The organism is Pseudomonas sp. QD4 (assembly GCF_049199125.1).
Classification (GTDB): Bacteria; Pseudomonadota; Gammaproteobacteria; order Pseudomonadales; family Pseudomonadaceae; genus Aquipseudomonas.
The window spans coordinates 574,780-601,112 of sequence record NZ_JBLZOM010000002.1; the positions used below are offsets into that span (position 1 = coordinate 574,780).

At 61.5% G+C, this 26,333-nt stretch carries 28 protein-coding genes and 1 tRNA gene; 14 read left to right on the forward strand and 15 right to left on the reverse strand.

Annotated elements, in window-relative coordinates:
- Positions 1 to 20 precede the first annotated feature (20 nt).
- Genes ACOZJV_RS13545 through ACOZJV_RS13555 form a run of 3 tightly spaced genes read left to right on the forward strand, consistent with a single transcriptional unit; the run spans position 21 to position 1,773 of the window.
- Positions 21 to 332 (forward strand): hypothetical protein, encoded by a 312-nt coding sequence (locus tag ACOZJV_RS13545; RefSeq protein WP_421547850.1) that lies wholly within the window; start codon positions 21 to 23, stop codon positions 330 to 332.
- Positions 329 to 559 carry a DNA-binding protein gene (locus ACOZJV_RS13550; protein ID WP_421547851.1) on the forward strand — a complete coding sequence of 77 codons (231 nt, stop codon included), beginning with the start codon at positions 329 to 331 and terminating at the stop codon, positions 557 to 559. The genes ACOZJV_RS13545 and ACOZJV_RS13550 overlap by 4 nt, the downstream gene beginning before the upstream one ends.
- Complete coding sequence (locus ACOZJV_RS13555) at positions 556 to 1,773, forward strand: Arm DNA-binding domain-containing protein (protein ID WP_421547852.1); 1,218 nt, start codon at positions 556 to 558, stop codon at positions 1,771 to 1,773. The genes ACOZJV_RS13550 and ACOZJV_RS13555 overlap by 4 nt, the downstream gene beginning before the upstream one ends.
- Before the next feature lie 112 nt (positions 1,774 to 1,885).
- Here the strand turns inward: ACOZJV_RS13555 and ACOZJV_RS13560 are convergent.
- From ACOZJV_RS13560 to dapA, 5 genes are all read right to left on the reverse strand, one after another.
- Positions 1,886 to 1,975, reverse strand: a tRNA-Ser gene (locus ACOZJV_RS13560).
- A gap of 83 nt (positions 1,976 to 2,058) precedes the next feature.
- A complete protein-coding gene (gene purC, locus ACOZJV_RS13565; RefSeq protein ID WP_078473194.1) occupies positions 2,059 to 2,772 on the reverse strand; it encodes a phosphoribosylaminoimidazolesuccinocarboxamide synthase in 714 nt (237 codons plus the stop codon).
- Between the two features lie 28 nt (positions 2,773 to 2,800).
- Positions 2,801 to 3,559 carry an MBL fold metallo-hydrolase gene (locus tag ACOZJV_RS13570; protein ID WP_020300482.1) on the reverse strand — a complete coding sequence of 253 codons (759 nt, stop codon included), beginning with the start codon at positions 3,557 to 3,559 and terminating at the stop codon, positions 2,801 to 2,803.
- Positions 3,560 to 3,563: 4 nt separating this feature from the next.
- Positions 3,564 to 4,679: an outer membrane protein assembly factor BamC gene (bamC, locus tag ACOZJV_RS13575; RefSeq protein ID WP_078473193.1), complete on the reverse strand. Its 1,116-nt coding sequence runs from the start codon at positions 4,677 to 4,679 to the stop codon at positions 3,564 to 3,566.
- Between the two features lie 17 nt (positions 4,680 to 4,696).
- Complete coding sequence (gene dapA, locus ACOZJV_RS13580) at positions 4,697 to 5,575, reverse strand: 4-hydroxy-tetrahydrodipicolinate synthase (protein ID WP_421547853.1); 879 nt, start codon at positions 5,573 to 5,575, stop codon at positions 4,697 to 4,699.
- Positions 5,576 to 5,902: 327 nt separating this feature from the next.
- Here dapA and ACOZJV_RS13585 point away from each other — a divergent pair, with 327 nt between their 5' ends.
- Both ACOZJV_RS13585 and ACOZJV_RS13590 read left to right on the forward strand, forming a co-directional pair.
- Positions 5,903 to 6,463 carry a glycine cleavage system protein R gene (locus ACOZJV_RS13585; RefSeq protein ID WP_020300479.1) on the forward strand — a complete coding sequence of 187 codons (561 nt, stop codon included), beginning with the start codon at positions 5,903 to 5,905 and terminating at the stop codon, positions 6,461 to 6,463.
- Between the two features lie 10 nt (positions 6,464 to 6,473).
- Complete coding sequence (locus ACOZJV_RS13590) at positions 6,474 to 6,947, forward strand: peroxiredoxin (RefSeq protein WP_201129898.1); 474 nt, start codon at positions 6,474 to 6,476, stop codon at positions 6,945 to 6,947.
- Positions 6,948 to 7,001: 54 nt separating this feature from the next.
- On the opposite strand, the gene ACOZJV_RS13595 is transcribed toward ACOZJV_RS13590, so the two are convergent.
- Complete coding sequence (locus ACOZJV_RS13595) at positions 7,002 to 8,072, reverse strand: AI-2E family transporter (RefSeq protein ID WP_078473190.1); 1,071 nt, start codon at positions 8,070 to 8,072, stop codon at positions 7,002 to 7,004.
- Between the two features lie 41 nt (positions 8,073 to 8,113).
- Positions 8,114 to 8,353: a sulfurtransferase TusA family protein gene (locus ACOZJV_RS13600; protein ID WP_078473189.1), complete on the reverse strand. Its 240-nt coding sequence runs from the start codon at positions 8,351 to 8,353 to the stop codon at positions 8,114 to 8,116.
- Positions 8,354 to 8,450: 97 nt separating this feature from the next.
- Between ACOZJV_RS13600 and ACOZJV_RS13605 the strand changes: the two genes are divergently transcribed.
- Complete coding sequence (locus ACOZJV_RS13605; protein WP_078473188.1) at positions 8,451 to 9,884, forward strand: M48 family metalloprotease; 1,434 nt, start codon at positions 8,451 to 8,453, stop codon at positions 9,882 to 9,884.
- A 76-nt stretch (positions 9,885 to 9,960) separates the two neighbouring features.
- Here the strand turns inward: ACOZJV_RS13605 and ACOZJV_RS13610 are convergent, their stop codons facing one another.
- The 4 genes from ACOZJV_RS13610 to rpoE form a co-directional block, all read right to left on the reverse strand.
- Complete coding sequence (locus ACOZJV_RS13610; RefSeq protein WP_043230965.1) at positions 9,961 to 11,388, reverse strand: DegQ family serine endoprotease; 1,428 nt, start codon at positions 11,386 to 11,388, stop codon at positions 9,961 to 9,963.
- 247 nt (positions 11,389 to 11,635) lie between these two features.
- Entirely contained in the window at positions 11,636 to 12,595 is a 960-nt protein-coding gene (locus ACOZJV_RS13615) for a MucB/RseB C-terminal domain-containing protein (RefSeq protein ID WP_078473185.1), read from the reverse strand.
- 8 nt (positions 12,596 to 12,603) lie between these two features.
- Positions 12,604 to 13,191, reverse strand: a complete 588-nt coding sequence (locus tag ACOZJV_RS13620; protein ID WP_078473184.1) for an anti sigma-E factor RseA C-terminal domain-containing protein — start codon at positions 13,189 to 13,191, stop codon at positions 12,604 to 12,606.
- A gap of 31 nt (positions 13,192 to 13,222) precedes the next feature.
- Positions 13,223 to 13,804 (reverse strand): RNA polymerase sigma factor RpoE, encoded by a 582-nt coding sequence (gene rpoE, locus ACOZJV_RS13625; RefSeq protein WP_019692537.1) that lies wholly within the window; start codon positions 13,802 to 13,804, stop codon positions 13,223 to 13,225.
- Positions 13,805 to 14,374: 570 nt separating this feature from the next.
- Here rpoE and nadB point away from each other — a divergent pair.
- On the forward strand, positions 14,375 to 15,991 hold the full coding sequence (gene nadB / locus ACOZJV_RS13630) for an L-aspartate oxidase (protein ID WP_421547854.1): 1,617 nt from the start codon (positions 14,375 to 14,377) through the stop codon (positions 15,989 to 15,991).
- On the opposite strand, the gene ACOZJV_RS13635 is transcribed toward nadB, so the two are convergent.
- Together ACOZJV_RS13635 and ACOZJV_RS13640 are read right to left on the reverse strand one after the other, a co-directional pair.
- On the reverse strand, positions 15,960 to 16,412 hold the full coding sequence (locus ACOZJV_RS13635) for a protein YgfX (RefSeq protein WP_421547855.1): 453 nt from the start codon (positions 16,410 to 16,412) through the stop codon (positions 15,960 to 15,962). The two genes, nadB and ACOZJV_RS13635, sit on opposite strands and share 32 nt — an antisense overlap.
- The gene (locus tag ACOZJV_RS13640) at positions 16,396 to 16,650 is read right to left on the reverse strand and encodes a succinate dehydrogenase assembly factor 2 (protein WP_017127583.1); all 255 of its coding nucleotides are present in this window, start codon (positions 16,648 to 16,650) and stop codon (positions 16,396 to 16,398) included. Before ACOZJV_RS13640 ends, ACOZJV_RS13635 begins: the two co-directional genes overlap by 17 nt.
- A 150-nt stretch (positions 16,651 to 16,800) precedes the next feature.
- On the opposite strand from ACOZJV_RS13640, the gene ACOZJV_RS13645 reads away from it, so the two are divergent.
- On the forward strand, positions 16,801 to 17,742 hold the full coding sequence (locus tag ACOZJV_RS13645) for a YgfZ/GcvT domain-containing protein (protein WP_201129880.1): 942 nt from the start codon (positions 16,801 to 16,803) through the stop codon (positions 17,740 to 17,742).
- Positions 17,743 to 17,779: 37 nt separating this feature from the next.
- The gene (locus ACOZJV_RS13650) at positions 17,780 to 18,601 is read left to right on the forward strand and encodes an HDOD domain-containing protein (protein ID WP_201129878.1); all 822 of its coding nucleotides are present in this window, start codon (positions 17,780 to 17,782) and stop codon (positions 18,599 to 18,601) included.
- 28 nt (positions 18,602 to 18,629) lie between these two features.
- On the opposite strand, the gene ACOZJV_RS13655 is transcribed toward ACOZJV_RS13650, so the two are convergent.
- Both ACOZJV_RS13655 and ACOZJV_RS13660 read right to left on the reverse strand, forming a co-directional pair.
- Complete coding sequence (locus tag ACOZJV_RS13655; protein ID WP_078473179.1) at positions 18,630 to 20,015, reverse strand: sensor histidine kinase; 1,386 nt, start codon at positions 20,013 to 20,015, stop codon at positions 18,630 to 18,632.
- Positions 20,008 to 20,679 carry a response regulator gene (locus ACOZJV_RS13660; protein ID WP_201129876.1) on the reverse strand — a complete coding sequence of 224 codons (672 nt, stop codon included), beginning with the start codon at positions 20,677 to 20,679 and terminating at the stop codon, positions 20,008 to 20,010. Before ACOZJV_RS13660 ends, ACOZJV_RS13655 begins: the two co-directional genes overlap by 8 nt.
- A 233-nt stretch (positions 20,680 to 20,912) precedes the next feature.
- Here ACOZJV_RS13660 and ACOZJV_RS13665 point away from each other — a divergent pair, with 233 nt between their 5' ends.
- The 5 genes from ACOZJV_RS13665 to ACOZJV_RS13685 all read left to right on the forward strand — a co-directional run bounded on the left by ACOZJV_RS13665 (position 20,913) and on the right by ACOZJV_RS13685 (position 26,328).
- Positions 20,913 to 22,205 carry an OprD family porin gene (locus ACOZJV_RS13665; protein WP_421547856.1) on the forward strand — a complete coding sequence of 431 codons (1,293 nt, stop codon included), beginning with the start codon at positions 20,913 to 20,915 and terminating at the stop codon, positions 22,203 to 22,205.
- 73 nt (positions 22,206 to 22,278) lie between these two features.
- Complete coding sequence (locus ACOZJV_RS13670) at positions 22,279 to 23,265, forward strand: Bug family tripartite tricarboxylate transporter substrate binding protein (protein ID WP_201129872.1); 987 nt, start codon at positions 22,279 to 22,281, stop codon at positions 23,263 to 23,265.
- Between the two features lie 58 nt (positions 23,266 to 23,323).
- Complete coding sequence (locus ACOZJV_RS13675) at positions 23,324 to 23,782, forward strand: tripartite tricarboxylate transporter TctB family protein (RefSeq protein WP_078473176.1); 459 nt, start codon at positions 23,324 to 23,326, stop codon at positions 23,780 to 23,782.
- Between the two features lies 1 nt (position 23,783).
- Entirely contained in the window at positions 23,784 to 25,298 is a 1,515-nt protein-coding gene (locus ACOZJV_RS13680) for a tripartite tricarboxylate transporter permease (RefSeq protein WP_421547857.1), read from the forward strand.
- A complete protein-coding gene (locus ACOZJV_RS13685) occupies positions 25,291 to 26,328 on the forward strand; it encodes an AbrB family transcriptional regulator (RefSeq protein WP_201129868.1) in 1,038 nt (345 codons plus the stop codon). The genes ACOZJV_RS13680 and ACOZJV_RS13685 overlap by 8 nt, the downstream gene beginning before the upstream one ends.
- Positions 26,329 to 26,333 lie beyond the last annotated feature (5 nt).

Below are 26,333 nucleotides of genomic sequence, written 5' to 3' on the forward strand. Positions count from 1 at the left end.
ATCTATTCAGGGCCAAAACCATGAGCCAAGCCACCGACTACCTGAAAGCCAGCATGCACCGCGCCATCAACCAGGGTGACAAGTCGCTAAGCATCTCAACACTCGACCTGAAAGACCTGCTGGCCGAGCTGGAGAGCTTACGCACCCGCCAGGATCCGAAGCGACCCGGCGAGCCACTGGTTGGCTGGGCCGATCCCGCGAAGATTCAGCAGATGCGCCAGGGCCAACGCCGCTATCTCACCGTCAGCCGCAAGAAAGGCGAGACATTCACCCAGCAGGTCTGCGCCTCATCTGCGCAGCAGAGCAGCGATAGCACAAAGGAGGCAGCATGAGCGCCGCAGAGAAATACGAAATCGAACTTGAATACAACTTCATCATGCCTGGCGCCTGGTTCCGAGCCCAGCTACTGCCGACGATCTTCGGCATCAGCACCGAAGCCGCCAGAAAGTACCGTGATCGCGGCAAATGGCTGGAGGGCAAGCACTACCGCACGGACCCGGCCAACGTGCTCGTCTACAACAAGGAAGCAATTGAAAGATGGATGGCCGGTCAACCATGAAGGAGAAAATGCCGCCAGGCGTCGAGATGAACGGAAAGCAACTACGCATTGCGTTCATGCTACACGGGCAGCGGTGCCGCGAACCGCTGCCCGGCATAGTTGCCGTCAACAAAGCTTCGATTGCCTATGCCGACAACAAGCGCCGGACGATCCTTACAGAGATCAAAGAGGGACGCTTTGACTACGCCGCCCACTTCCCCGACTCACCGAGGGCGGCCATGTTCTCGGGTACCGGCGGCCACTCGACGAAACGAACTGTGCAGGAAGGCATAGATAGGTGGCTAGAGGTACAGCACGCACTTCGAGCCTCAAGCACAGTCGCGAACTACGCAAGCAAATCGAAACACGTCGGCGCCAAATTCGGCAAACGGCGCATTGTCGATATCAGCAAAACCGATATCGAACTGTTCCAGGCGCAACTGCTCAAGCAGAACCTGTCCCCGAAGACCGTAAACGATATTTTCACCGTAGTCCGCGGGGTCTGGGCCGACGCGTTTGGCGACGGAATACTAAAATCAAATCCCCTAGAGCGGATCAGCAATGTCGGTACCGATTCCGACTCGGAACACGCTGACCCTTTCAGCCGCGAGGAAATCGAGCTAATTGCGACGGGCGACCCAGAGCGGCTGGAGGATGCCCGCATGCTCGCCTTCAACTGCTGGACCGGCCTGTCAATGTCCGAAATCATCGCCCTGGCCCTGGAAGACGTAGACCTCGCCGCCGGCACCGTTCACGTGCGCCGCGCCCTAGTCGTGGGGGAATTCAAAGTCCCCAAGGAACGATCACGGATACGAATCGTCGAGCTGATAGATCCGGCCCTCGACCTGATGCGCGAGATTGTTGCTGCAGCACAGACAGCACCGGCAGTTGAGATCAAAGTTATGCAGCGCGATAACATCACAGCGAAGAAACAGAAGGTCCGCTTCCTTTTCCGCAATTCAAGAAGCGCCATGCTTTGGAACGGCAAAACCCTGAGCAAATGGTTTACCGTCCATCTGAAAAAGATCGGAGTCCGGCACCGTGGCGCCAACCAATGCCGCCACACGTTCGCGAGCCAGATGCTATCGAGTTACGTTCCTGTCGAGTGGGTGGCGCGCCAGCTGGGCCACGCGGACACAACCATGGTACGAAAGCACTATGGCCGCTGGATACCCAAGGACACCAAGAGCATGGCGGGCATCGTGTCGAAAATGCTCGGGTTTCGAGCGGCCTAGAGCGGCCCGGCAGGCAGCATCTTTTGCCCTAAAAATGCCCTAACAAATACTACAGAAACGAAAAAGCCCCCGTAATCTTCAACGATTACGGGGGCTTAGTCTTGTTCAATAATGGCGGAGAGATAGGGATTCGAACCCTAGGTACCGGTGAAGGTACAACGGATTTCGAATCCGTCCCATTCGGCCACTCTGGCATCTCTCCAACGGCGCGCATCATAACAACACTTTTGCCGGAAGCGAACCCCCTAGGCGAAATTTTTCCGTGCTATCAGATGCTTGCGTCGGTTAAAGCGGTACGCCAAGACGGTTGGCGACTTCTTCGTAGGCTTCGATAACGTCACCGAGGCCCTGGCGGAAGCGATCTTTGTCCATCTTCTTCTTGGTGTCCTTGTCCCACAGGCGGCAGCCGTCCGGGCTGAACTCGTCGCCCAGGACGATGGAGCCGTCACGGAACACGCCGAATTCAAGTTTGAAGTCGACCAGCAGCAGGCCGGCATCGTCGAACAGTTTGCTCAGGACTTCGTTGACCTTGAGCGACAGTTCTTTCATGCGCACCAGTTGCTCGGCAGTGCCCCAACCGAATGCCACGACGTGGGATTCGTTGATGAAGGGGTCGCCCTTGGCGTCGTCCTTGAGGAACAGTTCGAAGGTGTAAGGATTGAGCTTGATGCCCTCTTCCACGCCCAGGCGCTTGACCAGGCTACCGGCAGCGTAGTTACGCACCACACACTCGACCGGGATCATGTCGAGCTTCTTCACCAGGCACTCGTTGTCGCCCAGCAGCTTGTCGAACTGAGTCGGCACGCCGGCCGCTTCGAGTTTTTGCATGATGAAGGCGTTGAACTTGTTGTTCACCATGCCTTTGCGGTCGAGTTGTTCGATGCGCTTGCCGTCGAACGCCGAGGTGTCGTTGCGAAACAGCAGGATCAAGCGGTCGGCGTCGTCGGTCTTGTAAACCGACTTGGCTTTGCCGCGGTAGAGTTCTTCACGTTTTTCCATGATGGGCTCCGCTTGCTAGGTAGGTGGGCTAGGCGATGTGTCGCCAGTCGAGCCCTGAATCTTGATCGGCCAATTGCAGCCAGTCCGGGTCGCACCCGAGGGTGTCGACAAAACATTGCCGGGCCAGCTGCGGCAGGTTGTTCTTGCTGCTCAGATGAGCCAGGACCAGGTGTTGCAGGTCTTGCCAGCCCAACTCGGCCACCAGGTTTGCGGCCTGGTGGTTGTTCAGATGTCCTTCTTGCCCACCGACCCGCTGCTTGAGAAAGGTCGGGTAATGCCCACGTGCGAGCAGGTCACGGCAGTGATTGGCCTCGATCATCAAGGCATCCAGGCCGCTGTAGCCCTCCAGCACGCCGGCGCAGTAAGACCCCAGGTCGGTCAGCAGGCCAAAGCGCCGCTGACCGTCACTGAAGACAAATTGCGTAGGTTCCTGGGCGTCGTGGGCGACGGCGATCACGCCGATGCTCAACGCACCGATCTGCAACTGCTCGCCACCGGCCAAAAAGCCCGCGACCTCAACCGGCTTGCGCATCCCGCGCAAGGTACCGCGACTGAGGTAGACCGGTAGATTGTAGCGCCGAGACAGCAAACCCACGCCATGCACGTGGTCGGCATGTTCGTGGGTCACCAGAATCGCACTCAGCTGCGCGGGGTGAACCCCCAGGCGCAGCAGGCGCCGCTCGGTTTCACGCAAGGAGAAACCGCAATCCACCAGCACATAGGTGTCATTGCTGACTATCAGCGTGCCATTCCCTTGGCTACCACTGCCGAGAACGGCAAAACGCATTTGATCAGCCCAGGTTGTCCTGAATCACGCCCAATACTTTGCGCGCCACATCAGCCGGCGCCACAGTGTTGATGTTTTTCTCGACGGTGACCTGGACGTTCTCGCCTACCTTGCTCAGGCGAACCTGATAACGCTCGGCGCGAGCTTCGATTTCTTCCTTGGCCGGCTTGCTGCCGAACAACTTGCCGAAGAAACCTGGCTCGTCGTTTTTCTTCTCGGCTTTTTCGGCGAGGTTGATGTAGTACAGGCCCAGGCTGCGGTTGATGTCTTCAACCCGCCATTCGCCCTGCTCCAGGGCACGGCCGACGCTCGACCAGGCACGGTCCAGGTCTGCGCCCAGGTTCAGCACCGGGTTGCCGCTGCCGTCTTCGCTGAGGCTGACACGGCTTGGGGTATCGAAATCACGCGCAGCCAGCAGGGACACCGAACCGCCCTTCTCGGAAATGCGGCTCATGCTGGCGAGCATGTCGTCGACCAGCGCGGCATCCAGACCGGTATTGACCGAACGGTTGGTGAATTCGACGTCGGCTGTGCTGCCGGCAGGACGCTCGGCGCTGACCACGTAGACTTCACTGGTATTGCGCTGCACGCCTGGCTCGATGCGGACCCGCACGCGGGTTTCGCTGTCGGCGCCGACACCGGCGCTGCTCATGCGCTTGGCCACGGAGGCCGAAAGCTCGTCGGAACGCTGCCAACTGGTGCTGAACTCGCCCGTCTGCGGACGCTGCTGATCGAGACGGAAACCGTTGTCCTGGAAGAACTGCACTGCCACGGGCCAGACTTCAGCCGGTGGATGCTGAGCCATGACCCAACGCGAGTCGCCGCTTTTCTGCAGGGTGTAGTCGCCGGCATCGGCCACGGCCGACAACGGCTGTGGACGCGGAACCACGTACTCGCCCTTGACGCTGTCGTCAGCCACGTTGCGCGGGATCGGCAACAGCGGGTCGAGGCGCTTGGCAGTCTTGACGTCAGGTGGCAATTGCATCGGTGCTGTCTGTTGCGCTTCCAGGTAGTCGCTACCACGGTCACGGAAGTAGCCTTCCGGGCCCCAAATCCAACCACAACCGCTGGTGCTGGAGATAATCAAGGCAAGTGCGGAAAGTCCGGCCATTCGCTTCATGCGTAGTACTTCCTCAATTAAACCAATACGCCGGACTGGCGCATGGCCTGCCGCAGCGGTTCGTGACAGGCAGCACTGAGCCAGGTGAGCGGCAGACGGATACCGTCCGGCATCAAGCCCATCTCGTGCAGGGCCCATTTCACGGGGATAGGGTTGGATTCGATAAACAGGGTTTTATTGAGCGGCATCAGCGTCTCGTGGATCGCCCGGGCCTTGACGGCGTCGCCAGCCATAGCCGCGGCGCACAGGTCGCTCATGGCACGCGGGGCAACGTTGGCGGTCACCGAGATATTGCCCTTGCCACCCAGCAGGATCAGTTCGACGGCAGTGGCGTCATCACCGGAGTACACCAGGAAATCGCTGCTCACACCGGCCAGGATGTCTTGGGCCCGCTGCAGGTCGCCAGTGGCTTCCTTGATCCCGATGATGTTTTTCACGGTCGACAGACGGATCACGGTCTCGGCCTGCATGTCGCAAGCGGTGCGGCCAGGCACGTTGTAGAGGATCTGCGGGATATCGACAGCTTCGGCGATGGTCCGGAAATGCTGATACAAGCCTTCTTGCGTCGGCTTGTTGTAATAAGGCGTGACCAGCAGGCACGCATCGGCGCCGGCGGTTTTCGCATTGGTGGTCAGTTCGATCGCTTCACGCGTCGAGTTGGCGCCTGTGCCGGCGATCACCGGAATACGCCCTGCAACTTGAGCTACCACGCGACGAATCACTTCAATGTGTTCGTTCACGTCCAGGGTGGCCGATTCACCAGTGGTGCCGACCGCCACAATGGCGTTGGTGCCCTCTTGCAGGTGGAAGTCCACCAGTTTGCTCAGGCTGTCCCAGTCGAGACGACCCTGTGCATCCATGGGTGTGACCAGTGCCACCATACTGCCCGCAATCATGCAACCGCTCCTGCCGGAAAAAGAGAGCGGTAATGGTACTGGCGCCAAGATGCTTGCACAAGCGAAGTACTGTGCTTGCGCCATTCCCCTTGGCGATGGTTTTCGCTACCCTTCAGGCTTTGATCGGTACTGATAAGCTTGTACGCCGGGTTCCTGCCTCCCTTTTCAGCATCCGAAGCCCCTGTCCTGCGCGGCTGACCAGCGTTTCCCTCTTTAGTGGAGCTTGTCGCAGCCTGCGGATTCCGGGACTTTGAATACGCATCCGGACGTTTGCCCAGTACGCGAGCCTACGAAAGTATCGACCGCTCATCGCTTTAGGAATGCTGCATGTCCACCCCCACAGTTCGCGAACAATTCCTTGTCATCAGTGCCCTCGGCGCCAACCCCATGGAGCTGACTAACGTCCTGTGCCGCGCCAGCCATGAAAATCGCTGCGCCGTGGTGACCTCGCGCCTGACTCGCCATGGCGAGTGCAGTGCGCTGGTCCTGCAGATTTCCGGCAGCTGGGACGCCCTGGCGCGCCTCGAGACCGGCCTGCCCTCGCTGGCCAAGAAGCATGCCTTCACGGTCAACGTGGTGCGCAGCGCCGCCCTGGAGAACCGTCCCCAGGCCCTGCCCTATGTCGCCTATGTCAGTTCTGCCTACCGTTCGGACATCGTCAACGAGCTGTGCCAGTTCTTCATCGACCATCAGGTCGAACTGGAGAACCTGACCTGCGACACCTACCAGGCCCCGCAGACCGGCGGCACCATGCTCAATGCCACCTTCACCGTGACCTTGCCCGCCGGGACCCAGATCAGCTGGTTGCGCGACCAGTTCCTGGATTTCGCCGACGCAATGAATCTCGATGCGCTGATTGAACCTTGGCGCCCACAGAACCCAATGTAAGGAAGCTTTCATGGCCGTTGCTATCGACCAGCCCATCGCCGATTTCGAAGCCCCAGCCACCAGCGGGCAGACCGTCAGCCTTGCTGCACTCAAGGGCAAGCAAGTGGTGATCTACTTCTACCCCAAGGACAGCACGCCGGGCTGCACCACCGAAGGCCAGGGCTTTCGTGACCAGTACGCCGCATTCAAGGCCGCCAACACCGAGATTTTCGGTGTCTCCCGCGACAGCCTGAAGTCCCATGAAAACTTCAAGTGCAAGCAGGAGTTTCCCTTCGAGCTGATCAGCGACAAGGACGAAGCCGTCTGCCAGCTGTTCGACGTGATCAAGCTGAAGAAGCTCTATGGCAAAGAGTATCTGGGCGTGGATCGCAGCACGTTCCTGATCGACAAGGACGGTGTACTGCGTCAGGAATGGCGTGGTGTGAAAGTGCCCGGCCATGTCGATGCGGTACTGGCTGCCGCCCAGGCGCTGAACAAGGCCTGAGCTTGAGCACCCGGGGCGGCCATTTGCACCGCCCCGTCATTGACCCCGATCACTTCAAAGCAATGGCGCGACCACCGGCTCCTGCCGTGGCCAGGCATCCAGCACCGCCTTGAACAGGGTGGCCAGCGGGATCGCGAAGAACACCCCCCAGAAGCCCCACAACCCGCCAAACAACAGAACCGCGCAGATAATCGCCACCGGGTGCAGGTTCACCGCCTCGGAGAACAGCAGCGGCACCAGCACGTTGCCATCCAGGGTCTGGATGATGCCGTAGACCGCCATCAGGTAGATAAACTGATCGCTCCACCCCCACTGGAACAGGGCAATCAGCGCCACCGGCACGGTCACCACCACGGCGCCGACGTAGGGCACCACCACCGAGACACCCACCAGCAGGGCCAGCAGCGCCGCGTAATTGAGGTCCAGGGCAACAAACGCGATGTAGGTCACGCCGCCGCAGATCACGATCTCGATCACCTTGCCGCGGATGTAGTTGGCGATCTGACGGTTCATTTCCTGGGCCACCCGCGTGATCAGCGCGCGCTCGCGCGGCAGGTAGCCGCGCACCCATTGACCGATCATTGCCCGGTCCTTGAGGAAGAAGAACACCAGGATAGGCACCAGCACCAGGTAGATCATGATGTTGACCAGCAACGGCAAGCTGGACAGGGAAAAGGTCAGCGCCCACTGGCCGAATTTTCCAATCTCGCCCCGCGCCACTTCGATGGCCTGCAGCACCTGCTCATCGGACACCAGATGCGGGTAGCGCTCCGGCAACAACAGCAGCAGCGACTGCCACTTGGCGAGCATGCCCGGCAACTCATTGAACAGGGTGATCAACTGATGCCAGAGCAAGGGCACCACCACCACGATAAACACCAGCAACAGCCCCATGAACAAGGCAAACACCAGCCCCACCGCCGCGCCGCCCGGCAGCCGCAGGCGCTCCAGGCTGACCACCAGTCCCTGCATCAGGTAAGCCAGGACCATGCCTGCCAGCACCGGCGCCAGCATGCCGCCCAGGGTTAGCACCGCGGTAAAGGCCAGGAACAACAGCACGGCCAGCACCACAGCCTCCTCGTCGGAGAAGTAGCGCTGAATCCAGTCGCGTAACACCTTGAACATCAATGATCCTTAAATAGCAGCACGGCAATTGCGAGAGGCTCTCAGGCCTTTTTCAACCAGTAGCGATAAACCCCGGCTTCGTCTTCTTCACGAAGCAGGGTATGACCGGCCAAACGGGCAAAGGTGCGAAAGTCGCGTTGCGAACCGGCGTCCGTGGCAATCACCTTGAGCACCGCGCCGCTGGCCAGGCGATTGAGTTCCAGCTTGGCCTTGAGCAAGGGCAACGGGCAGTTCAGACCGCTGGCATCCAGCTCGGCGTCATGGGCTACAGCGTCGATCATCGGGGCACTCCGGTCATGTGTTTGAGTTGCCTAGAATATCTGGTCGCAGGCCAAGTGTCCGGCTACAGTAGACTCTTTGTCGACTAAGGCTTTGTGCATGACTTTTTTGCGCCCTACCCTGCTGACGCTCGCTTGCCTGCTCGCCTCACCGGGCTTCGCCGACGACCTGCCATCACTCGGTGACGCCAGTTCTGCCATTGTCTCGCCGCAACAGGAATACCAGTTGGGCCGCGCCTGGCTCGCCCTGCTCCGTAGTCAGGTCGCGCAACTCAACGACCCGCAGCTCAAGGATTATGTTGAAACCAGTGTCTATAAACTGGTGGAAACCAGCCAGGTCAATGACCGGCGTCTCGAATTCATTCTGATCGACAGCCCGCAACTCAACGCCTTCGCCGCACCCGGCGGGATTATCGGGGTCAACGGCGGACTGTTCCTCAACGCTCAGACCGAAGGCGAATATGCCTCGGTACTGGCCCACGAATTGGCTCACTTGTCCCAACGCCACTTCGCCCGAGGCGTCGAAGCCCAGCAACGCATGCAAGTGCCGATGATGGCAGCCTTGCTGGCCGGCATCGTGATCGCTGCGGCCGGTGCCGGCGATGCCGGGATCGCCGCCATTGCCGGTACCCAGGCTGCAGCCATTCAGGAGCAACGGCGCTTCTCCCGGCAGAACGAACAGGAAGCCGACCGCATCGGCATCCTCAACCTGGAGAAGGCCGGCTACGATCCGCGCTCGATGCCGAGCATGTTCGAACGCCTGATGCGCCAGTACCGCTTCGATGCCAAGCCGCCGGAATTCCTCCTGACTCACCCGGTCACCGAATCGCGGATCGCCGACACTCGCAACCGCGCCGAGCAGGCCAAGCCCGGCGGCACCGAAGACAGCATGCGCTATCAGCTGATTCGCGCGCGGGTGCAACTGACGTACGAAGATTCGCCGGGCCTGGCAGCCAAACGCTTTCGCGCCCAACTCGACGAAAACCCGAAAAACGACGTGGCACGCTATGGCCTTGCCATCGCCCAGATCAAGGGCAGCCAATGGAACGACGCGCGGGAAAACCTCAAGCAGTTGCTGGCCAAATCGCCCAACGACATCACCTATAACCTGGCGCAGATCGAGCTGGACATCGCCAACAACCGCCTGCCCGATGCACAAGCCCGGGTCGACCGGATGCTGACCCAGTACCCAAACAACTATCCGCTGAATCAGGTTCGGGTCGACCTGCTGCTCAAGCAGAACCGCGCCGCCGACGCCGAAAAAGCCCTCGAAGGCCTGCTCAAGAGCCGCCCCGACGATCCGGACGTCTGGTACATGGTGGCGGAAACTCGCGGCCTGTCCGGCAATACCATCGGCCTGCACCAGGCCCGCGCCGAGTACTTCGCCCTGGTAGGTGACTACCGTCAGGCCATCCAGCAACTGGACTTCGCCAAACGTCGCGCCGGCAGCAACTTCCCGTTGTCCTCACGGATCGATGCCCGCCAGCGCGAGTTGATGGACCAGGAGCAAATGGTCAAGGACATGATGCGCTGACGCTTCAAGCGCACACAAAAAAGCCCGCCTCTTTCAAGGCGGGCTTTTTTATGGGGCGGATAACCTTCGCGGCAGGTTATTCAGCCAATTTGAAGGTGATGAAGCTGGCACGGCCCTGACGCAGGACGCGCATCGACACCGAACGATTCTTCGGCAAGGCCTGGGCAATCTCGGTGAAGTTCTTGGTCGAAGTGATCGCCTGATTGTTCAGGTGAGTGATCACATCGCCCGGTTGCAGGCCGATAAGAGCCGCAGGACCGTCTTGAACTTCCTTGATCACCACGCCGCCCTTGAGGTCGAAGGTCTTCTTCTGCTCATCGGTCAGCTCGGCCACGGCAACGCCCAGACGGTTGCTGCTGCGCTCGACACCGGATTTGGCCAGGGTGCCCAGCTCCTTGTCTTCTTCAGGGATCGCGCCAACGGTCAGCTCGACATTCTTGCGCTTGCCCTCGCGGATCACTTCGAGGTTGGCCTTGGCACCAGCCTTGAGCGCGCCTACCAGATGCGGCAGGTCTGCCGACATGACAATCGGCTGGCCGTTCATGCTGAGGATCACGTCGCCCACTTGCAGGCCGCCCTTGGCTGCCGGACCGTCATCCTGGATCTGTGCCACCAGGGCACCGGCCGGTTTGTCCAGGCCGAAAGACTCAGCCAGGTCTTTATTCACTTCCTGAATCACCACACCCAACCAGCCACGGCTGACCTTGCCACCGCTTTTCAGCTGGTTGGAAACGTCCATTGCCACATCGATCGGGATGGCGAACGACACGCCCATGAAGCCGCCGGAACGGGTGTAGATCTGCGAGTTGATACCCACCACTTCACCCGCCAGGTTAAACAGCGGGCCACCGGAGTTGCCCGGGTTGATTGGCACGTCGGTCTGGATGAACGGCACATAGTTTTCATTCGGCAGGCTGCGCCCGATGGCGCTTACAATGCCCTGGGTCACGGTGTGGTCGAAACCGAACGGCGAACCGATGGCAACCACCCACTGGCCGGCTTTCAGGTCCTGGGATTTGCCGAGTTTCAGTACGGGCAGATCCTTGCCATCGATTTTCAGCAAGGCCACGTCGGAACGAGGGTCGGTCCCGATCAGCTTGGCTTTGAGTTCGCTGCGATCGGCCAGGCGCACGAGAATTTCGTCGGCATCGGCAATAACGTGGTTGTTGGTCAGGATGTAGCCATCAGACGAGATGATGAAACCCGAACCCAGGGACTGCGCCTCGCGCTGACGATCGCCACGGGGCGAGCGCTGCTGGGGCATACCGCGTTCGAAGAACTCCCGCAGCATCGGCGGCAGGCCTTCAAGATCGGGCATCTGCTGGTTGGACACCTTGCGATCAGGAAGCTTCTGCGTGGTACTGATATTGACCACGGCAGGGGAAGCCTGCTCGACCAGCTGCGTAAAGTCGGGCAGTTCCGCCGCTTGCACGGCAACTGCCTGACCGAGCACAAGCACGGTGGCGAATATGGAGAGGTAAGACTTCAAGCGTGGTATCGACATACGGCTCCCGTTACAACGAGCATGATTAAGCGATATGGAGCAACAAGTAGCGAGCGGCAAGCGCCGGTACTTTTGTTCCGGGAACGACAAACAAGGCCAGAACCGAGGGGCTCTGACCTATAGAAAAAAAACCGGGGTTTTGCAAATGAAATTGCTCACCAAACATTTCATCTTCTCAATTGTGGAGTGGGCATTGCTGACCTCTTGCACAACCAATAAAGGGTCTGGTGAATGCCATGGCAGTCTGTCACTGCTTGGCGTTGGCCGTGTCGGAGCGCATGGATAGCGCAATCCGTTCAGCGGTACCAATAGGGATCTCGCCCACCACGGTGACCATCATCTCGCCTTCCGGAGTGGTCAGGCGCCGAGACACGGCAACGGTCGGGCCAAGCTGGGTGCGGGTATCGGTGACCACGGCGCCATTGAGCGGCTCGAGAAACACCGAGAAACGGGCCAGGCCATCGTCATACATCAGGCTGTTGACCATGGACTTGGTGTCCGGGTCCTTGCGCGCGGTGCTGCTGGTCAGCTCGAACCCTGGCGGCAGCCAGTCCGAGTGCCAGACCTGAGCAGCTTTCACCGCTGAAGCCTTGTCGCTGTTGATGACGACCGGGCGGCATTCAGCACTGGGCTGCAGCTCGCTGTCCTGTGGCACATCGGCAGTGTCGAGGCGGGTGAACTGGAAGCGCTCGAGCAACTGCCCCTTGTCGTTCAGCAGCAACGACTTGAGCGGCAGCCCGGTCTCGCGATCCAGGTGCAATTCGAAACCATAGCGATGTTGATCACGGGGAGTCAGCGAAACGATGACCGCCTGACGCCCAGCCACGCGCGACTTGCCGATGACGGCAAGGTCGTACCAATTCTTGAGCTTTTGCGGATCGAGGGCGCGAGCGGCAGAGTCCGGCGCGTCTCCAAGGCCTGCGACCAACTGGCCGCTGACACATTGGGTACGTCCGTCGATGCGCACCACCTCTTGAGCGGATCCATCGAGCTGAACCAACCGCTCGCGGACCTTACCATCCTGGACGCGATGCCAGATGTTGTGGGTAGAAAAACTACCGTTACGCTCATATACAAAGGTGCCCTGAAAGCTTTGCTGCTGCTCCGCTTGCCCAAGACGCTGCAACCAGTCCTGGGCTTCATCGGCATGGGCTGGAACTACAAACCAGCCACTGAGCAGAAGCGTAAGTAGAGGTATGGCGCGCATGATCCTCCTTAGCGGTTTTCCAGGCTTGCTGCACGAGCGTAAGGCAGCGCGCTTTCAGTGCCTTTGAGGGCAGCTTGTTGCGCATGCTGACGCAGGTAGCTTGGCAGACGCTGATCATGCCAGCCTTGCTGGCCTTGCAACACGCCGTTGGCCATAGGACCGGTGGCTTCGGAACTTTCGCTGTAGCCAGCCAGGACCGCAGGGCCCTTGACTTGTGGAACAGCCAGGGTCTGCTGACCCGATTGCTGAGCCAGTTCAACACCAGCAATCTCGTCCTGGTTATACAGGCGAACACCTGCCAGCACGGCCACAGTTACCGAGGCAGCAACGGCCAGGCGGCCCAGGCTGCGCCATGGGCTGCGGGAGGCCTTGGCCGGCACGGCTTCGTCAGCCAGTGCGGCAGAAACGGCCGCAGCAATGTCCAGACGTGGAAGCAGCAGTTCCTTGTGCATGGCTGCCCGAGCGATTTGATAACGAGCCCAGGTTTCACGGGCTTCAACTTCGTCGACGGCATTCAATACCCGACGCAATTCCAGTTCGTCCGCTTCGTTATCCATCACTGCGGACAGCGATTCCTGCAGGGCTTCACGACTCATGGCGGTTCCTCTCTTGGCTGTCGCCGCTGTCTCAGGATTCCTGCAACAACGGCTGCAGGGCTTTATCGATGGCTTCCCGAGCGCGGAAAATCCGGGAGCGCACGGTACCCACCGGACATTGCATGACGCTCGCAATGTCCTCGTAACTCAGACCATCGAATTCACGTAAAGTTAAAGCTGTACGCAAATCTTCTGGAAGTTGCTGGATGGTTCGATGGACAGTGCCTTCGATCTCATCCCGCAGCAGCGCCCGCTCTGGAGACTCAAGGTCCTTGAGGCCATGATCGCCGTCGTAGAACTCCGCATCTTCAGAACTGACATCGCTATCCGGCGGCCGTCGGCCGCGTGAAACCAGATAGTTTTTCGCCGTGTTGATGGCGATACGGTACAGCCACGTATAAAACGCACTGTCACCGCGGAAATTACCAAGTGCACGGTAAGCCTTGATAAAGGCTTCTTGTGCGACATCCTGGGCTTCATGGGTGTCGTGCACGAATCGCACGATCAACCCGAGAATTTTGTGCTGATATTTCAGCACCAGCAGATCGAACGCTCGCTTGTCGCCGCGTTGCACGCGTTCGACCAGCTGCTGATCCTCTTCCTGGGTTAGCATGAACACTCCTCGATAAGCTCGGAGGAAGCTTGCATCACTAATCGATCAGGCTTGCAAACATAGACTCGGGCTTTTCGCAAAAGTTCTCCCCCTCCAAGCAAGTTTCCTGCGGGCTCTGATTTGGCACGCACGAAAAACGCAGCGCGGGCAAGGCCGGCTGCGCGAATAATCCTGTCGTCGATTCCAGCGGCAAAGGCCGTGACTCAAGCCCTGCATGTCGCCGACGCTGTCCCTTCTTTCAGGCAACCTTCTATTGAGTTTGGGCCCTTGGCAAAAGTTCCCAATCTTTATAGCCGTGCAGAACGAACATTGTGTAACCGTGAAGAGAAAAAGGGTGCTACATCTTCGATACAGTCGCCACAGCGGTAAATCGGCCGCAAAACGACCTGGCGAACATGAGCTGCAAATACCCCTCTTCTGGTCACCGTAGTCTCACAATGCCACGAAGGCTCGGCTATTGTGCCGATCCACCCCTCTATATACTAGTGGGCTGTGTGGCCGCCCTGATTTGCCGAACCAGGCATCACTGTGCCATCTCCAATCTGGGTCGCTTTGAGCGGAATACTCCTAATGAGCCAACAGTTTCAACACGATGTTCTGGTGATTGGCAGCGGCGCTGCCGGCCTGAGTCTTGCGCTGACCCTCCCTGCCCATCTGCGCATCGCCGTGCTGAGCAAAGGCAACCTGGCCAATGGTTCGACATTCTGGGCCCAGGGCGGCGTCGCGGCGGTGCTGGACGACACCGACACCGTCGAGTCCCACGTCGAAGACACCCTGAATGCCGGCGGCGGCCTGTGCCATGAAGACGCGGTGCGTTTCACCGTCGAGCACAGCCGCGAGGCCATCCAGTGGCTGATCGACCAGGGTGTGCCCTTTACCCGTGACGAGCAGTCCGGCACTGAAGACGGCGGTTTCGAGTTCCATCTGACCCGCGAGGGCGGTCACAGCCATAGGCGCATCATCCACGCCGCCGATGCCACCGGCGCGGCCATTTTCAAGACCCTGCTGGCCCAGGCGCGGCTGCGACCGAACATTGAATTGCAGGAACAACGGGTCGCCATCGACCTGATCACCGAGAAACGCCTGGGCCTGGATGGCGATCGTTGCCTGGGGGCCTACGTGCTCAACCGCGGCACCGGCGAGGTCGACACCTACGGCGCACGCTTTGTGATCCTCGCCTCCGGCGGCGCAGCCAAGGTCTATCTGTACACCAGCAACCCGGACGGTGCATGCGGTGACGGCATCGCCATGGCCTGGCGTTCGGGCTGCCGGGTGGCCAATCTGGAATTCAACCAGTTCCACCCTACTTGCCTGTACCACCCCCAAGCCAAGAGCTTCCTGATCACCGAAGCCCTGCGTGGCGAAGGCGCCCACCTCAAGCTGCCCAATGGCGAACGCTTCATGCAGCGTTTCGACCCACGGGCCGAGCTGGCACCACGGGACATCGTGGCCCGCGCCATCGACCATGAGATGAAGCGCCTGGGCATCGATTGCGTGTACCTGGACATCAGCCACAAGCCGGAAGAGTTCATCAAGACCCACTTCCCGACGGTGTATGAGCGTTGTCTGGAGTTCTCCATCGACATCACCAAGCAGCCGATCCCGGTGGTACCGGCGGCGCATTACACCTGCGGCGGGGTGATGGTCGACCAACAGGGCCGCACCGATGTCCCGGGCCTGTATGCCATCGGCGAAACCAGCTTCACCGGTTTGCACGGCGCCAACCGCATGGCCAGCAACTCGCTGCTGGAGTGTTTTGTCTACGCTCGCTCGGCCGCGGCCGACATTCTTGCGCAATTGCCGCAAATATCAGTCCCTGCTGCCCTGCCCGTATGGGATGCCAGCCAGGTTACGGATTCCGATGAAGACGTGATCATTGCGCATAACTGGGACGAGCTGCGGCGCTTCATGTGGGACTACGTGGGTATCGTGCGCACCAACAAGCGTCTGGCACGGGCCCAGCACCGGGTGCGGCTGCTGCTGGACGAGATCGATGAGTTCTACAGCAACTATAAAGTCAGCCGCGACCTGATCGAACTGCGCAACCTGGCCCAGGTCGCCGAGCTGATGATTCTGTCTGCCATGGCGCGCAAGGAAAGCCGCGGCCTGCACTACACCCTCGACTACCCGCAGATGCTGCCCGAGGCGCTGGACACTATTCTGCTGCCGCCCACCTACGCCGACTGAACTTGAGCCGCACCCGCAAACGCCGGTGGATGGCCGGCGCCAGCGCATCATGGGGCACGCAGAGCGAACGCACGCGGCGCTCGCCCCGCAGGCGAAACCGCAGCACGACCATCATCGGCAAGGCCAGGCTGTCCGGACGCAATTGCACCGGCTGCCAGCCTCGCGCGCTATTGAATAGCTGCCAGCCTTCGGCATTGAGGCGCAAACCGGTGAACGCGTGGGGGTGACTCAGGAGGATCTGCCGCGGCACGACCCAACCGGCATGAACCAGGCAAGCCGCCACTGCAGTGATGCAGGACCAGACGGGAATATCGAGTACCAGCAGCGAGCCCAACGCAATCAGCTGGGCCAGGAGATAAGCCGCCAGCAAGCGCCGAGAGGCACGCCAGCGGCATTCGAAGGCGCTACTTGGGCTGGACACGGTCCAGGATCATGCGAACCATGCGCTGCAATTCCGGGTCTTCAGACTCACTGCGTTCCATGAACCAGCCGAACATGTCCTGATCCTCGCATTCGAGCAGCTTGCGATAGCATTCGCGGTCTACATCATTGAGATGGGCATACACCTCCTTCACGAACGGCACCAGCAACACGTCTAGTTCAAGCATGCCGCGACGGCTGTGCCAGTAGAGGCGATTCAGTTCAACATCTTCGACCATGGAGCGCTCCTCAAATAGAGCGCAAGTATACAGCCCGAAGAAGGCGAGAACAGTCGGCTTTGGTCGGGCACCACCGACCTTTTGTGAACTACCCATTTCAGGGGCGCCCCCTTATGATGTGCCCCAGACCCTATTACCCTGCGATGACTCATGGCTGATTCCGCTTTTTTCTGCACGCTGTCCCACGAAGGCATCCTCGCCGTACGCGGCCCTGACGCCAGCAAGTTCCTTCAGGGTCAGTTGACCTGCAACCTCAATTACCTCAGTGACACCCAGTCCAGCCTGGGAGCCCGCTGTACGCAAAAAGGCCGCATGCAGTCCAGCTTTCGCATCCTGCTGCAAGGTGACGGGGTGTTGCTGGCCATGGCCCACGAGCTGCTGGAGCCGCAACTGGCGGACCTGAAGAAATACGCAGTGTTTTCCAAAGCCAAACTCAGCGATGAAAGCGCCCAATGGGTGCGTTTCGGCCTGGGCGATGCCGGTGCCGCCCTGCTCAGCCTGGGCCTTGAGCTTGGCGAAGAAGCCGGCAACCTGGTGCGCAACAACGATTTGATCGCGGTGCGGGTCTCCCCCGGGCGCGCCGAATTATGGGCCCCGGCCGATCAGGCCGACACCCTGCGCGGCCAACTGGCGGCGCAACTGCCTGAAGGCGAGCTCAACCAGTGGCTGTTGGGCCAGGTCCGCGCCGGAATCGGCCAGGTCATGCCTGCCACTCGCGAGCTGTTTATCCCGCAGATGCTCAATCTGCAGGCCATCGGCGGCGTCAGCTTCAAGAAAGGCTGCTACACCGGCCAGGAAATCGTCGCGCGCATGCAATACCTGGGCAAGCTCAAGCGCCGCCTGTATCGCCTCTGCCTGCCGGCCGGCGACCTACCTGAACCGGGCACCCCGCTATTCTCCCCGACCCATGGCAGTTCCATTGGTGAAGTGGTGATTGCCGCACGGGCCGAGCAACAGATTGAACTATTGGCGGTGCTGCAAGCCGAAGCCGCAGAGGGGGGTGACATCCACCTCGGGACACTTGAAGGGCCAGGCCTGCAACTGCTCGATTTACCGTACCAACTGGACCGTGATCGCGAGATCCAGCGCTGATCGTCAGCACCCCTTGGCAACACCCTAGAGAACAGAAATGAGCAAGCTGGCGGATAAGGTCCAACAGGATTTAGTTGAGGCCATCGATAACGATGACCTGGTTCTGCCAACGTTACCGGAGGTGGCCCTGCAGATTCGCCGGGCCGCTGAAGATCCGGAGATCAGCGTCAGCACCCTGAGCAAAGTGATTGGCCGCGATACGGCGCTCTCGGCGCGCCTGATCAAAGTGGTCAACAGCCCCTTGTTGCGCGCGACCCAGGAAGTCACCGACCTGCACACGGCCATCACCCGCCTGGGCGTCAACTACAGCAGCAACCTGGCCATCGGCCTGGTCATGGAGCAGATTTTCCACGCCCGCTCCGAAGTGGTCGAAAAAAAGATGCGCGATGTCTGGCGCAAAAGCCTGGAAGTCGCCGGTATCAGCTACGCCCTGTGCCGCAGCTACTCTCAGCTCAAGCCGGACCAGGCGGCACTGGGCGGCCTGGTGCACCAGATCGGCGTGCTGCCGATCCTGACCTACGCCGAAGACCACTACGAGCTGCTGGCCGACCCGGTCAGCCTGAACCACGTGATCGAACATATTCATCCGCTGCTGGGCGATAAATTGCTCAAGGTCTGGGATTTTCCGGAAAAACTGGCCCTGGTGCCCGGGCAATACCTGAACCTGCAACGCGACTCGACCAAGCTCGACTATATCGACCTGGTCCAGGTGGCCACCCTGTATTGCCACAAAGGCACCGACCATCCCCTGGCGCGCATTGACGTCTCTGAGGTGCCGGCGTTCAAGAAACTGGGAATCGACCTGGACGATGAAGTGCTGTGCCGCGACCTGGAAGAGTCGCGCTCGCTCCTTTACTGATCCGCTCGGCGACGCTCAGCGTAACTGGCTAGCTCGCAATAAAACTCACCCGCACCTTCAAGCCCCGTTGCGCGCCATCGTGCAGGCTGATCTGTGCCAAGTGTGCGCGGCAGATTTCGCCGACGATCGCCAGGCCCAGCCCGGACCCCGCCACCTGCTGATTACGCCGGTAGAAGCGTTCGAACACCCGATCCCTATCTTCCAGGGGGATCCCCGGGCCGTCGTCCTCGACTTCCAGCACCCCTGGCGGCGACACACGCAAAATCACATTGCCGCCTGGCGGGGTATGGGCCAGGGCGTTATCCACCAGGTTGCTCAGCAGCTCATTGAGCAGGCTCGGCTCACCGCGCAGCCACACCGGTTCGTCGGCCTCCAGGGCCAAGGCCACGCCGCGAGCGTGGGCCAGGGGAGCCATGGCCATGCCCAGTTCACGGGCCAGTTGGCTGAGGTCGAGCGACTGCGCACCGCCCTCGGCAATCGCCCGGGCGCCGTTTTCAATGCGCGCCAGGGACAATAGCTGATTGGCCAGGTGGGTCAGGCGATCAGTGCCCTGGGCCGCGCTTTCCAGAGTGGCGCGCCAGGTCTGCGGGTCCGTGGCCCGCTGGCCCAGTTCCAGCCGCGCCTTGAGCGCCGCCAACGGCGTGCGCAACTCATGGGCAGCATCGGCGATAAACTGCGCCTGGCGCTCGAACTGGCCGCGCAGGCGTTCGGTGAAATGGTTGAGCGCCCGCACCAGCGGCCACAACTCGCGCTGCACCTCCACCAACGGCAAGGGCCGCAAGTCGTCAGGCTGACGCTCCTCGACCGCGCTGCGCAGGCGCTCCAGCGGACGCAGGGCGGCACTCACGGCAAACCACACCAGCACCAGCGCGCCAATCGCCAGCATCCCCAGGCGCAGCAAGGTGTCGGCCATCAGACTGCGGGCCATGGTTTCACGCGCCTCGTCGGTCTCCGCCACGCGAATTTCCGCCATGCCGTTCATGTTCGGCTCGCTGACCGCCTTGAGCAGGCTGACCACACGCACGTTCTGTCCCAGGTAGGAGGCATCGTAGAACCGCGCCAACGCCGGATAATCATCGGTACGCGGGGTGCCCGGCGGCGGCCCGGGGAGGTTTTCGTAACCGGAGATCAACTGCTGGTGAATGTCGTTGACCTGGTAGTAGATACGTCCGGCGCTGTCGTAGGCAAAGGTGTCCAGGGCCACATAAGGCACATTGGCACTCAGGCTGCCGTCGCGCTGGGACAAACCGGCGGCGATGGTCCGCGCCGAGGCCAGCAGAGTCCGGTCATAGGCGGTGTCGGCGGCCTCGCGCCCGTTCCAGTAGGCACTCAACCCGCTGGCCAGCATCAGCACCACTAACAGCAGCGCCAGGTTCCACAACAACCGCCAACGCAGGCTGCTGGGCTTATGCATCGCGGCTTTCCAGGAGGTAGCCGAGGCCGCGGAAGGTTACGATGGCCACCGCATGCCCATCGAGTTTCTTGCGCAGGCGGTGGACGTAGATTTCGATGGCGTCGGGGCTGGCCTCTTCATCCAGGCCGAACACCTGGGCCGCCAGTTGCTCCTTGCTCATCACCCGTCCCGGACGGGCGATCAGGGCTTCGAGCACCGCCTGCTCGCGGGAGGTCAGGGTCAGCAGCTCATCGCCCAGGGTGAAGCGCCGGGTGTCCAGGTCATAGACCAGCACCCCGCAGCGCTGCTGGCGTTCGCCGCCGAGCACGCTGCGCCGCAGCAGGGCCTTGACCCGCGCTTCAAGCTCGGTGAGTTCGAAGGGTTTGGCCAGGTAATCGTCGGCCCCCAGGTTCAGGCCATGGACCCGATCCCTGACGTCGCTGCGCGCAGTCAGCATCAGCACCGGCAGGTTCTTGCCGCGGCTGCGCAGGCGCGCCAGCACCTCGAAACCGTCCATGCGCGGCAGGCCGACATCGAGGATGACTACCGCGTACTCCTCGCTGCCCAGGGCCAGGTCCGCTGCCACGCCATCGTGCAGCACATCCACCGTCAGGCCGATGCTTTTCAGCGCCTGGGCGACACTTTCCGCCAGTTGCAGATGGTCTTCGACAAGCAGAACGCGCATGGATTGCTACCTCATTCGGGGAGGGTCGACGCCACTCTTTGGCGCGGAGTTTACAGCCGCAACCGCCGCTGTGAAGCCCGAAAACATTGAAAGTCCGCTGAAAGGTTAGCGAAAGGTTGGCCCATTAGAGTCCTGCCACGGACAGTCCCGACTGCCGTGGCCGTCACGGCCGCTTGCCCGAAAAACGCCTCGAAGCGTTTTCGCCAATAAGAACAATAACGGAGTACCACACGATGCTGTCCATGCAGCCTCAGGCTTGCCCGCCTGTTCGTTTTTCCCTTCTGCGCCAGACCACCCTTGCCAGTGCCGCCGCCCTCGCCGGTTTTTCGCCGCTTGGCCAGGCCGCGTTCTTCGAAGACAGCAGCGCCACCCTCGAAACCCGCAACATGTACTTCAACCGCGACTTTCGCGACGGCACCAGCGCCCAGCAATCCAAACGCGACGAATGGGCCCAGGGTTTCATGCTCAACCTGCAATCGGGCTACACCGAGGGCACCGTCGGTTTCGGCGTGGACGCCCTGGGCATGCTCGGCATCAAGCTCGACTCCAGCCCCGACCGCACCGGCACCGGCCTGCTGCCGACCCACGATGACGGCCGCGCAGCCGACGAATACTCCAAGCTCGGCCTGACCGGCAAGATGAAGATCTCGGCCACCGAACTGAAAGTCGGCAGCCTGATCCCCGAACTGCCGATCCTCAAGCCCAACGACGGACGCATCCTGCCCCAGACCTTTGAAGGCGGCCTGCTGACCTCCAGGGAAATCAAGAACCTGACCTTCACCGGTGGTCGCCTGTCCCGCGCCAAGGACCGTGACGACAGCAACTACGAGAACATCGCCCTCAACAATAAGAACAGCCGCTTCAGCAGCACCGCCGAGGGCAAGCATTTCGATTTCGGCGGCCTGGACTACAAGTTCACCGACAAGATCACCGGCAGCTACCACTTCGCCCAGCTGGGCGAGGTCTACAAACAACACTTCCTCGGCCTAGTAGCGTCGCGGCCCATGGGCCCTGGCACCTTTGCCGCCGACTTGCGCGCAGCCATCAGTGATGACCAGGGCCAGGCCCGTGGCGGCAAGATCGACAACAAATCCCTCAACGGCCTGGTGAGCTATGCCTTGAACGGGCATAAGCTCAGCGCCGGCTACCAGCACATGTCCGGCGACAGCGCCTTCCCTTACGTCGATGGCAGCGATCCCTACCTGGTCAACTTCGTGCAGATCAACGATTTTGCCGGCGCCCAGGAGCGCTCCTGGCAAGCACGCTACGACTACGACTTCGGCAAACTCGGGATCCCCGGCCTGAGCTTCATGAGCCGCTACATCAGCGGTGACAACATCGCCCTGAAAAACGGCGACACCGGCAAGGAATGGGAACGCAACACCGAGATCAAGTACGTGGTGCAAAGCGGCACCCTCAAGGACGTCGCGGTGCGCCTGCGCAATGCCACCTACCGCTCCAACTACTCGGCACGGGACGCCGATGAAGTGCGGCTGCTGGTGAGCTACAGCGTGGCCCTCTGGTAATTGGCCTCTCAGTTAACACACCAGGGTCGAGGACGGCCCTGGCATACCTACAACAACTCCTGTGGAGACGATCATGGACTTATCACTGCGTAAACTCGCCCTCGCCGCCGGCTGTATGCTGTTCGCCGGCCAACTGCTGGCCGCCGGTGCCGAACCCAAGCGCCCGGAATGCATCGCCCCGGCCTCCCCCGGCGGCGGCTTCGACCTGACCTGCAAGCTGGCGCAAAGCGCGCTGGTCAACGAAAAACTGCTGTCCAAGCCGATGCGCGTGACCTACATGCCCGGCGGCGTCGGCGCGGTGGCCTACAACGCGGTGGTGGCCCAGCGCCCGGCCGATGCCGGGACCCTGGTGGCCTGGTCCAGCGGCTCGCTGCTGAACCTGGCCCAGGGCAAGTTCGGGCGTTTCGATGAAAGCGCGGTGCGCTGGCTGGCGGCCGTCGGCACCAGCTACGGTGCGATCGCGGTCAAAAGCGATTCGCCCTACAAGAACCTCGACGACCTGGTCCAGGCCCTGAAAAAAGACCCGAGCAAAGTGGTGATCGGCTCCGGCGGCACCGTCGGCAGCCAGGACTGGATGCAGACCGCGCTGATCGCCAAGGCCGCCGGGATCAACCCGCGTGACTTGCGCTACGTGGCCCTGGAAGGCGGCGGTGAAATCGCCACCGCCCTGCTCGGCGGGCATATCCAGGTCGGCAGTACCGACATCTCCGACTCCATGCCGCACATTCTCGCCGGCGACATGCGGCTGCTGGCGGTGTTCTCCGACCAGCGCCTGGACGAGCCGGAAATGAAAGACATCCCGACCGCCAAGGAGCAGGGCTACGACATCGTCTGGCCGGTAGTGCGCGGCTTCTACCTGGGGCCAAAAGTCAGCGACGAAGACTACGCCTGGTGGAAAGACGCCTTCGACAAGCTGCTGGCGTCCGAAGAGTTCGCCAAGCTGCGTGACCAGCGCGAGCTGTTCCCGTTCGCCCTGACCGGCCCGGAGCTCGACACCTACGTCAAGAAACAGGTCGCCGACTACAAGACCCTGGCCAAAGAGTTCGGCCTGATCCAGTGATCGTCCCGGTCTAGCCGCCCGGCCCTCGCCCATCGAGGGCCGGGCCCAGGAGTTCCCCATGCTCTTACAACGCATTTTTGCCTCGGTGTTGCTGCTGGCCTGTGCCGGTCTGGCACTGATGGCCTGGCCGTACCAGGCGGCTTTTTCCTACGAACCGGTCGGGCCCCGGGCCTTTCCCCTGCTGATGCTGGGGTTGATGAGCCTGGGCCTGATTTACATGTTGTTTCGCCCGCAGCCGACCAAGCACACCGAAGAGGAACCGGCGCTGGACCGCGAAACCCTGATCAAGATCGGCGTCTGCGTGACGCTGTTGATCGTGTTTGCCGGCACCTTCGAACCCCTGGGTTTCATCCTCAGCAGCATGCTGGTGGGCATCCCGATGGCACGTCTGTATGGCGGCCGCTGGTGGCCCAGCGTGGTCATCGTCAGCTTGATGGCCGTGGGCCTGTATCTGTTGTTCGACAAAGCCATGGATGTACCGCTGCCCCTCGGCCTGCTTGAAGTTCTGGAGAACTGATATGGATACTTTCAGCTATTTGGGCCAGGGCTTCGGCGTCGCGCTGAGCCCGTACAACCTGGTGACCGCCCTGTGCGGCACCCTGATCGGCACCGTGGTCGGCCTGCTGCCGGGCCTGGGCCCGATCAACGGCGTGGCGCTGCTGATCCCGATTGCGTTTGCCCTCGGCCTGCCACCGGAGTCAGCGCTGATTCTGCTGGCAGCGGTGTACCTGGGCTGCGAGTACGGCGGCCGGATCAGCTCGATCCTGCTCAACATCCCGGGTGAAGCCTCCACCGTGATGACCACCCTCGACGGCTACCCCATGGCCCGCAAGGGCCTGGCGGGCGTGGCGTTGTCACTGTCGGCCTGGAGTTCGTTCATCGGCGCCTTTATCGCCACCTGCGGCATGGTGCTGTTTGCCCCCCTGCTGGCGAAATGGGCGATCGCCTTCGGCCCGGCGGAATATTTCGTGCTGATGGTGTTCGCGATTGTCTGCCTGGGCGGCATGGCCGGTGATCGGCCGCTGAAAACCTTTATCGCCGCGCTGATCGGCCTGTTCCTGTCCAGTGTCGGTATCGATGCCAACAGCGGCGTTTACCGCTTCACCGGCGACAACATCCACCTCACCGATGGCATTCAGTTCGTGGTGCTGGTGCTGGGCCTGTTCTCCATCAGCGAGATCCTGTTGCTGCTGGAGAAAACCCACCGTGGCCAGGAAGCGGTCAAGGCCACCGGGCGCATGATGTTCAACGTCAAGGAAGCCTCGGCGGTGTTCGTGGTCAACATCCGCTGCGGCCTGCTGGGCTTCATCATGGGCGTGCTGCCGGGTGCCGGCGCGACCCTGGCCAGTGCCGTGGCCTACATGACCGAAAAACGCATCGCCGGCGCCAAAGGCACCTTCGGCCAAGGCGACATGCGCGGCCTGGCGGCGCCGGAAACCGCCATCGGCGCTTCGGCCTGCGGCGCCCTGGTGCCGATGCTGACCCTCGGCGTGCCGGGCTCGGGCACCACTGCGGTGATGATTGGCGCGCTGTCGCTGTACAACATCACCCCCGGCCCGCTGCTGTTCCAGCAACAAGCGGATATCGTCTGGGGCCTGATCGCCTCGCTGTTTATCGCCAACATCATGCTGGTGATCCTCAATATCCCGATGATCCGCATCTTCACCCGCATCCTTGCCGTGCCGAACTGGGCACTGGTGCCGGTGATCGCGATCATCACCGGGATCGGCGTCTACGCGGTGCACGCCACCACCTTCGACCTGTTCCTGATGGTGGGCATCGGTATCTTCGGCTACATCCTGCGCAAGCTGGACTTCCCGCTGTCGCCGGTACTGCTGGGCTTTATCCTCGGCGGCCTGATGGAGCAGAACCTGCGCCGGGCGCTGTCGATTTCCAACGGTGCGCTGGAGATCCTCTGGTCGAGCCCGATCACCCTGGGCGTGTGGATTCTCACGGCCGTGATGCTGCTGATGCCGATCCTGCGCATCTGGCGCAAGCGTTCCGTGCAGCGCCGTGCCGTGGCCGATGTCTGAGGTCAGCTTCAAACAGTGGTGGGGAACCCCACTGGTCGGGCTGGTGGGGGGTTACCTCGCCAGCCAGATCGGCTGGCCGCTGCCGTGGATGGTCGGCTCGTTGCTGGCGATCATCCTGGTGCGCTGCCTGACGCCCTGGCAACTGGCGGAAATCCCCGGCGGCCGCAAATGCGGGCAATGGGTGGTGGGCATCGGCATCGGCCTGCACTTCACCCCGGTGGTGATGGAGCAGGTGATGAGCCACTTCGGCCTGATCTTCTTCGGCGCGCTGGTCACCAGCCTGTCGGCGGTGGTGGGTGTTTGGTTGATGCGACGTACCGGGGAAGACCGGGCCACGGCGTTCTTCTCCAGCATGCCGGGCGGCTCCGGGGAGATGGTCAACCTGGGGGCGCGCAATGGCGCGGTGCTCAGTCGCGTCGCGGCCGGGCAAAGCCTGCGGGTGCTGGCGGTGGTGCTGTGCGTGCCGGCGGCCTTCAAGTACCTGCTCGGCGAGGGTGTGCCGCAGGCGCATCCGGCGACGGTCGATTGGCCATGGTTGGCGTTACTGTTTCCGGCGGGCGCCCTGCTCGCCTGGATCTGGCAGCGCCTGCGCCAGCCCAACCCCTGGCTGTTCGGCCCGCTGCTGGTGGCGGCCACCGTGAGTATCAGCTGGAACCTGCACATCGGTCTGCCCGACGGTGCCAGCCAGATGGGCCAATGGCTGATCGGCAGCGGCCTGGGCTGTCACTTCAATCGCCAGTTCTTTCGGCGCGCGCCCTCGTTCCTGGGCCGCACCCTGCTGGGCACGGCGCTGACCATGCTCATCGCCAGCCTTGCGGCATTGGGCCTGAGCGCCCTGACCCACCTGGACCTGCGCTCGCTGACGTTGGGCATGATGCCCGGTGGTATCGCGGAAATGAGCCTGACGGCCGAGACCCTGCAACTGTCGGTGCCCTTGGTGACGGCGATGCAGGTGATGCGCTTGCTGTTTGTGCTGTTTCTGGCAGAGCCTTTGTTCCGGCACTGGAACAAAGACCCGGACCTCGACTGACCGGC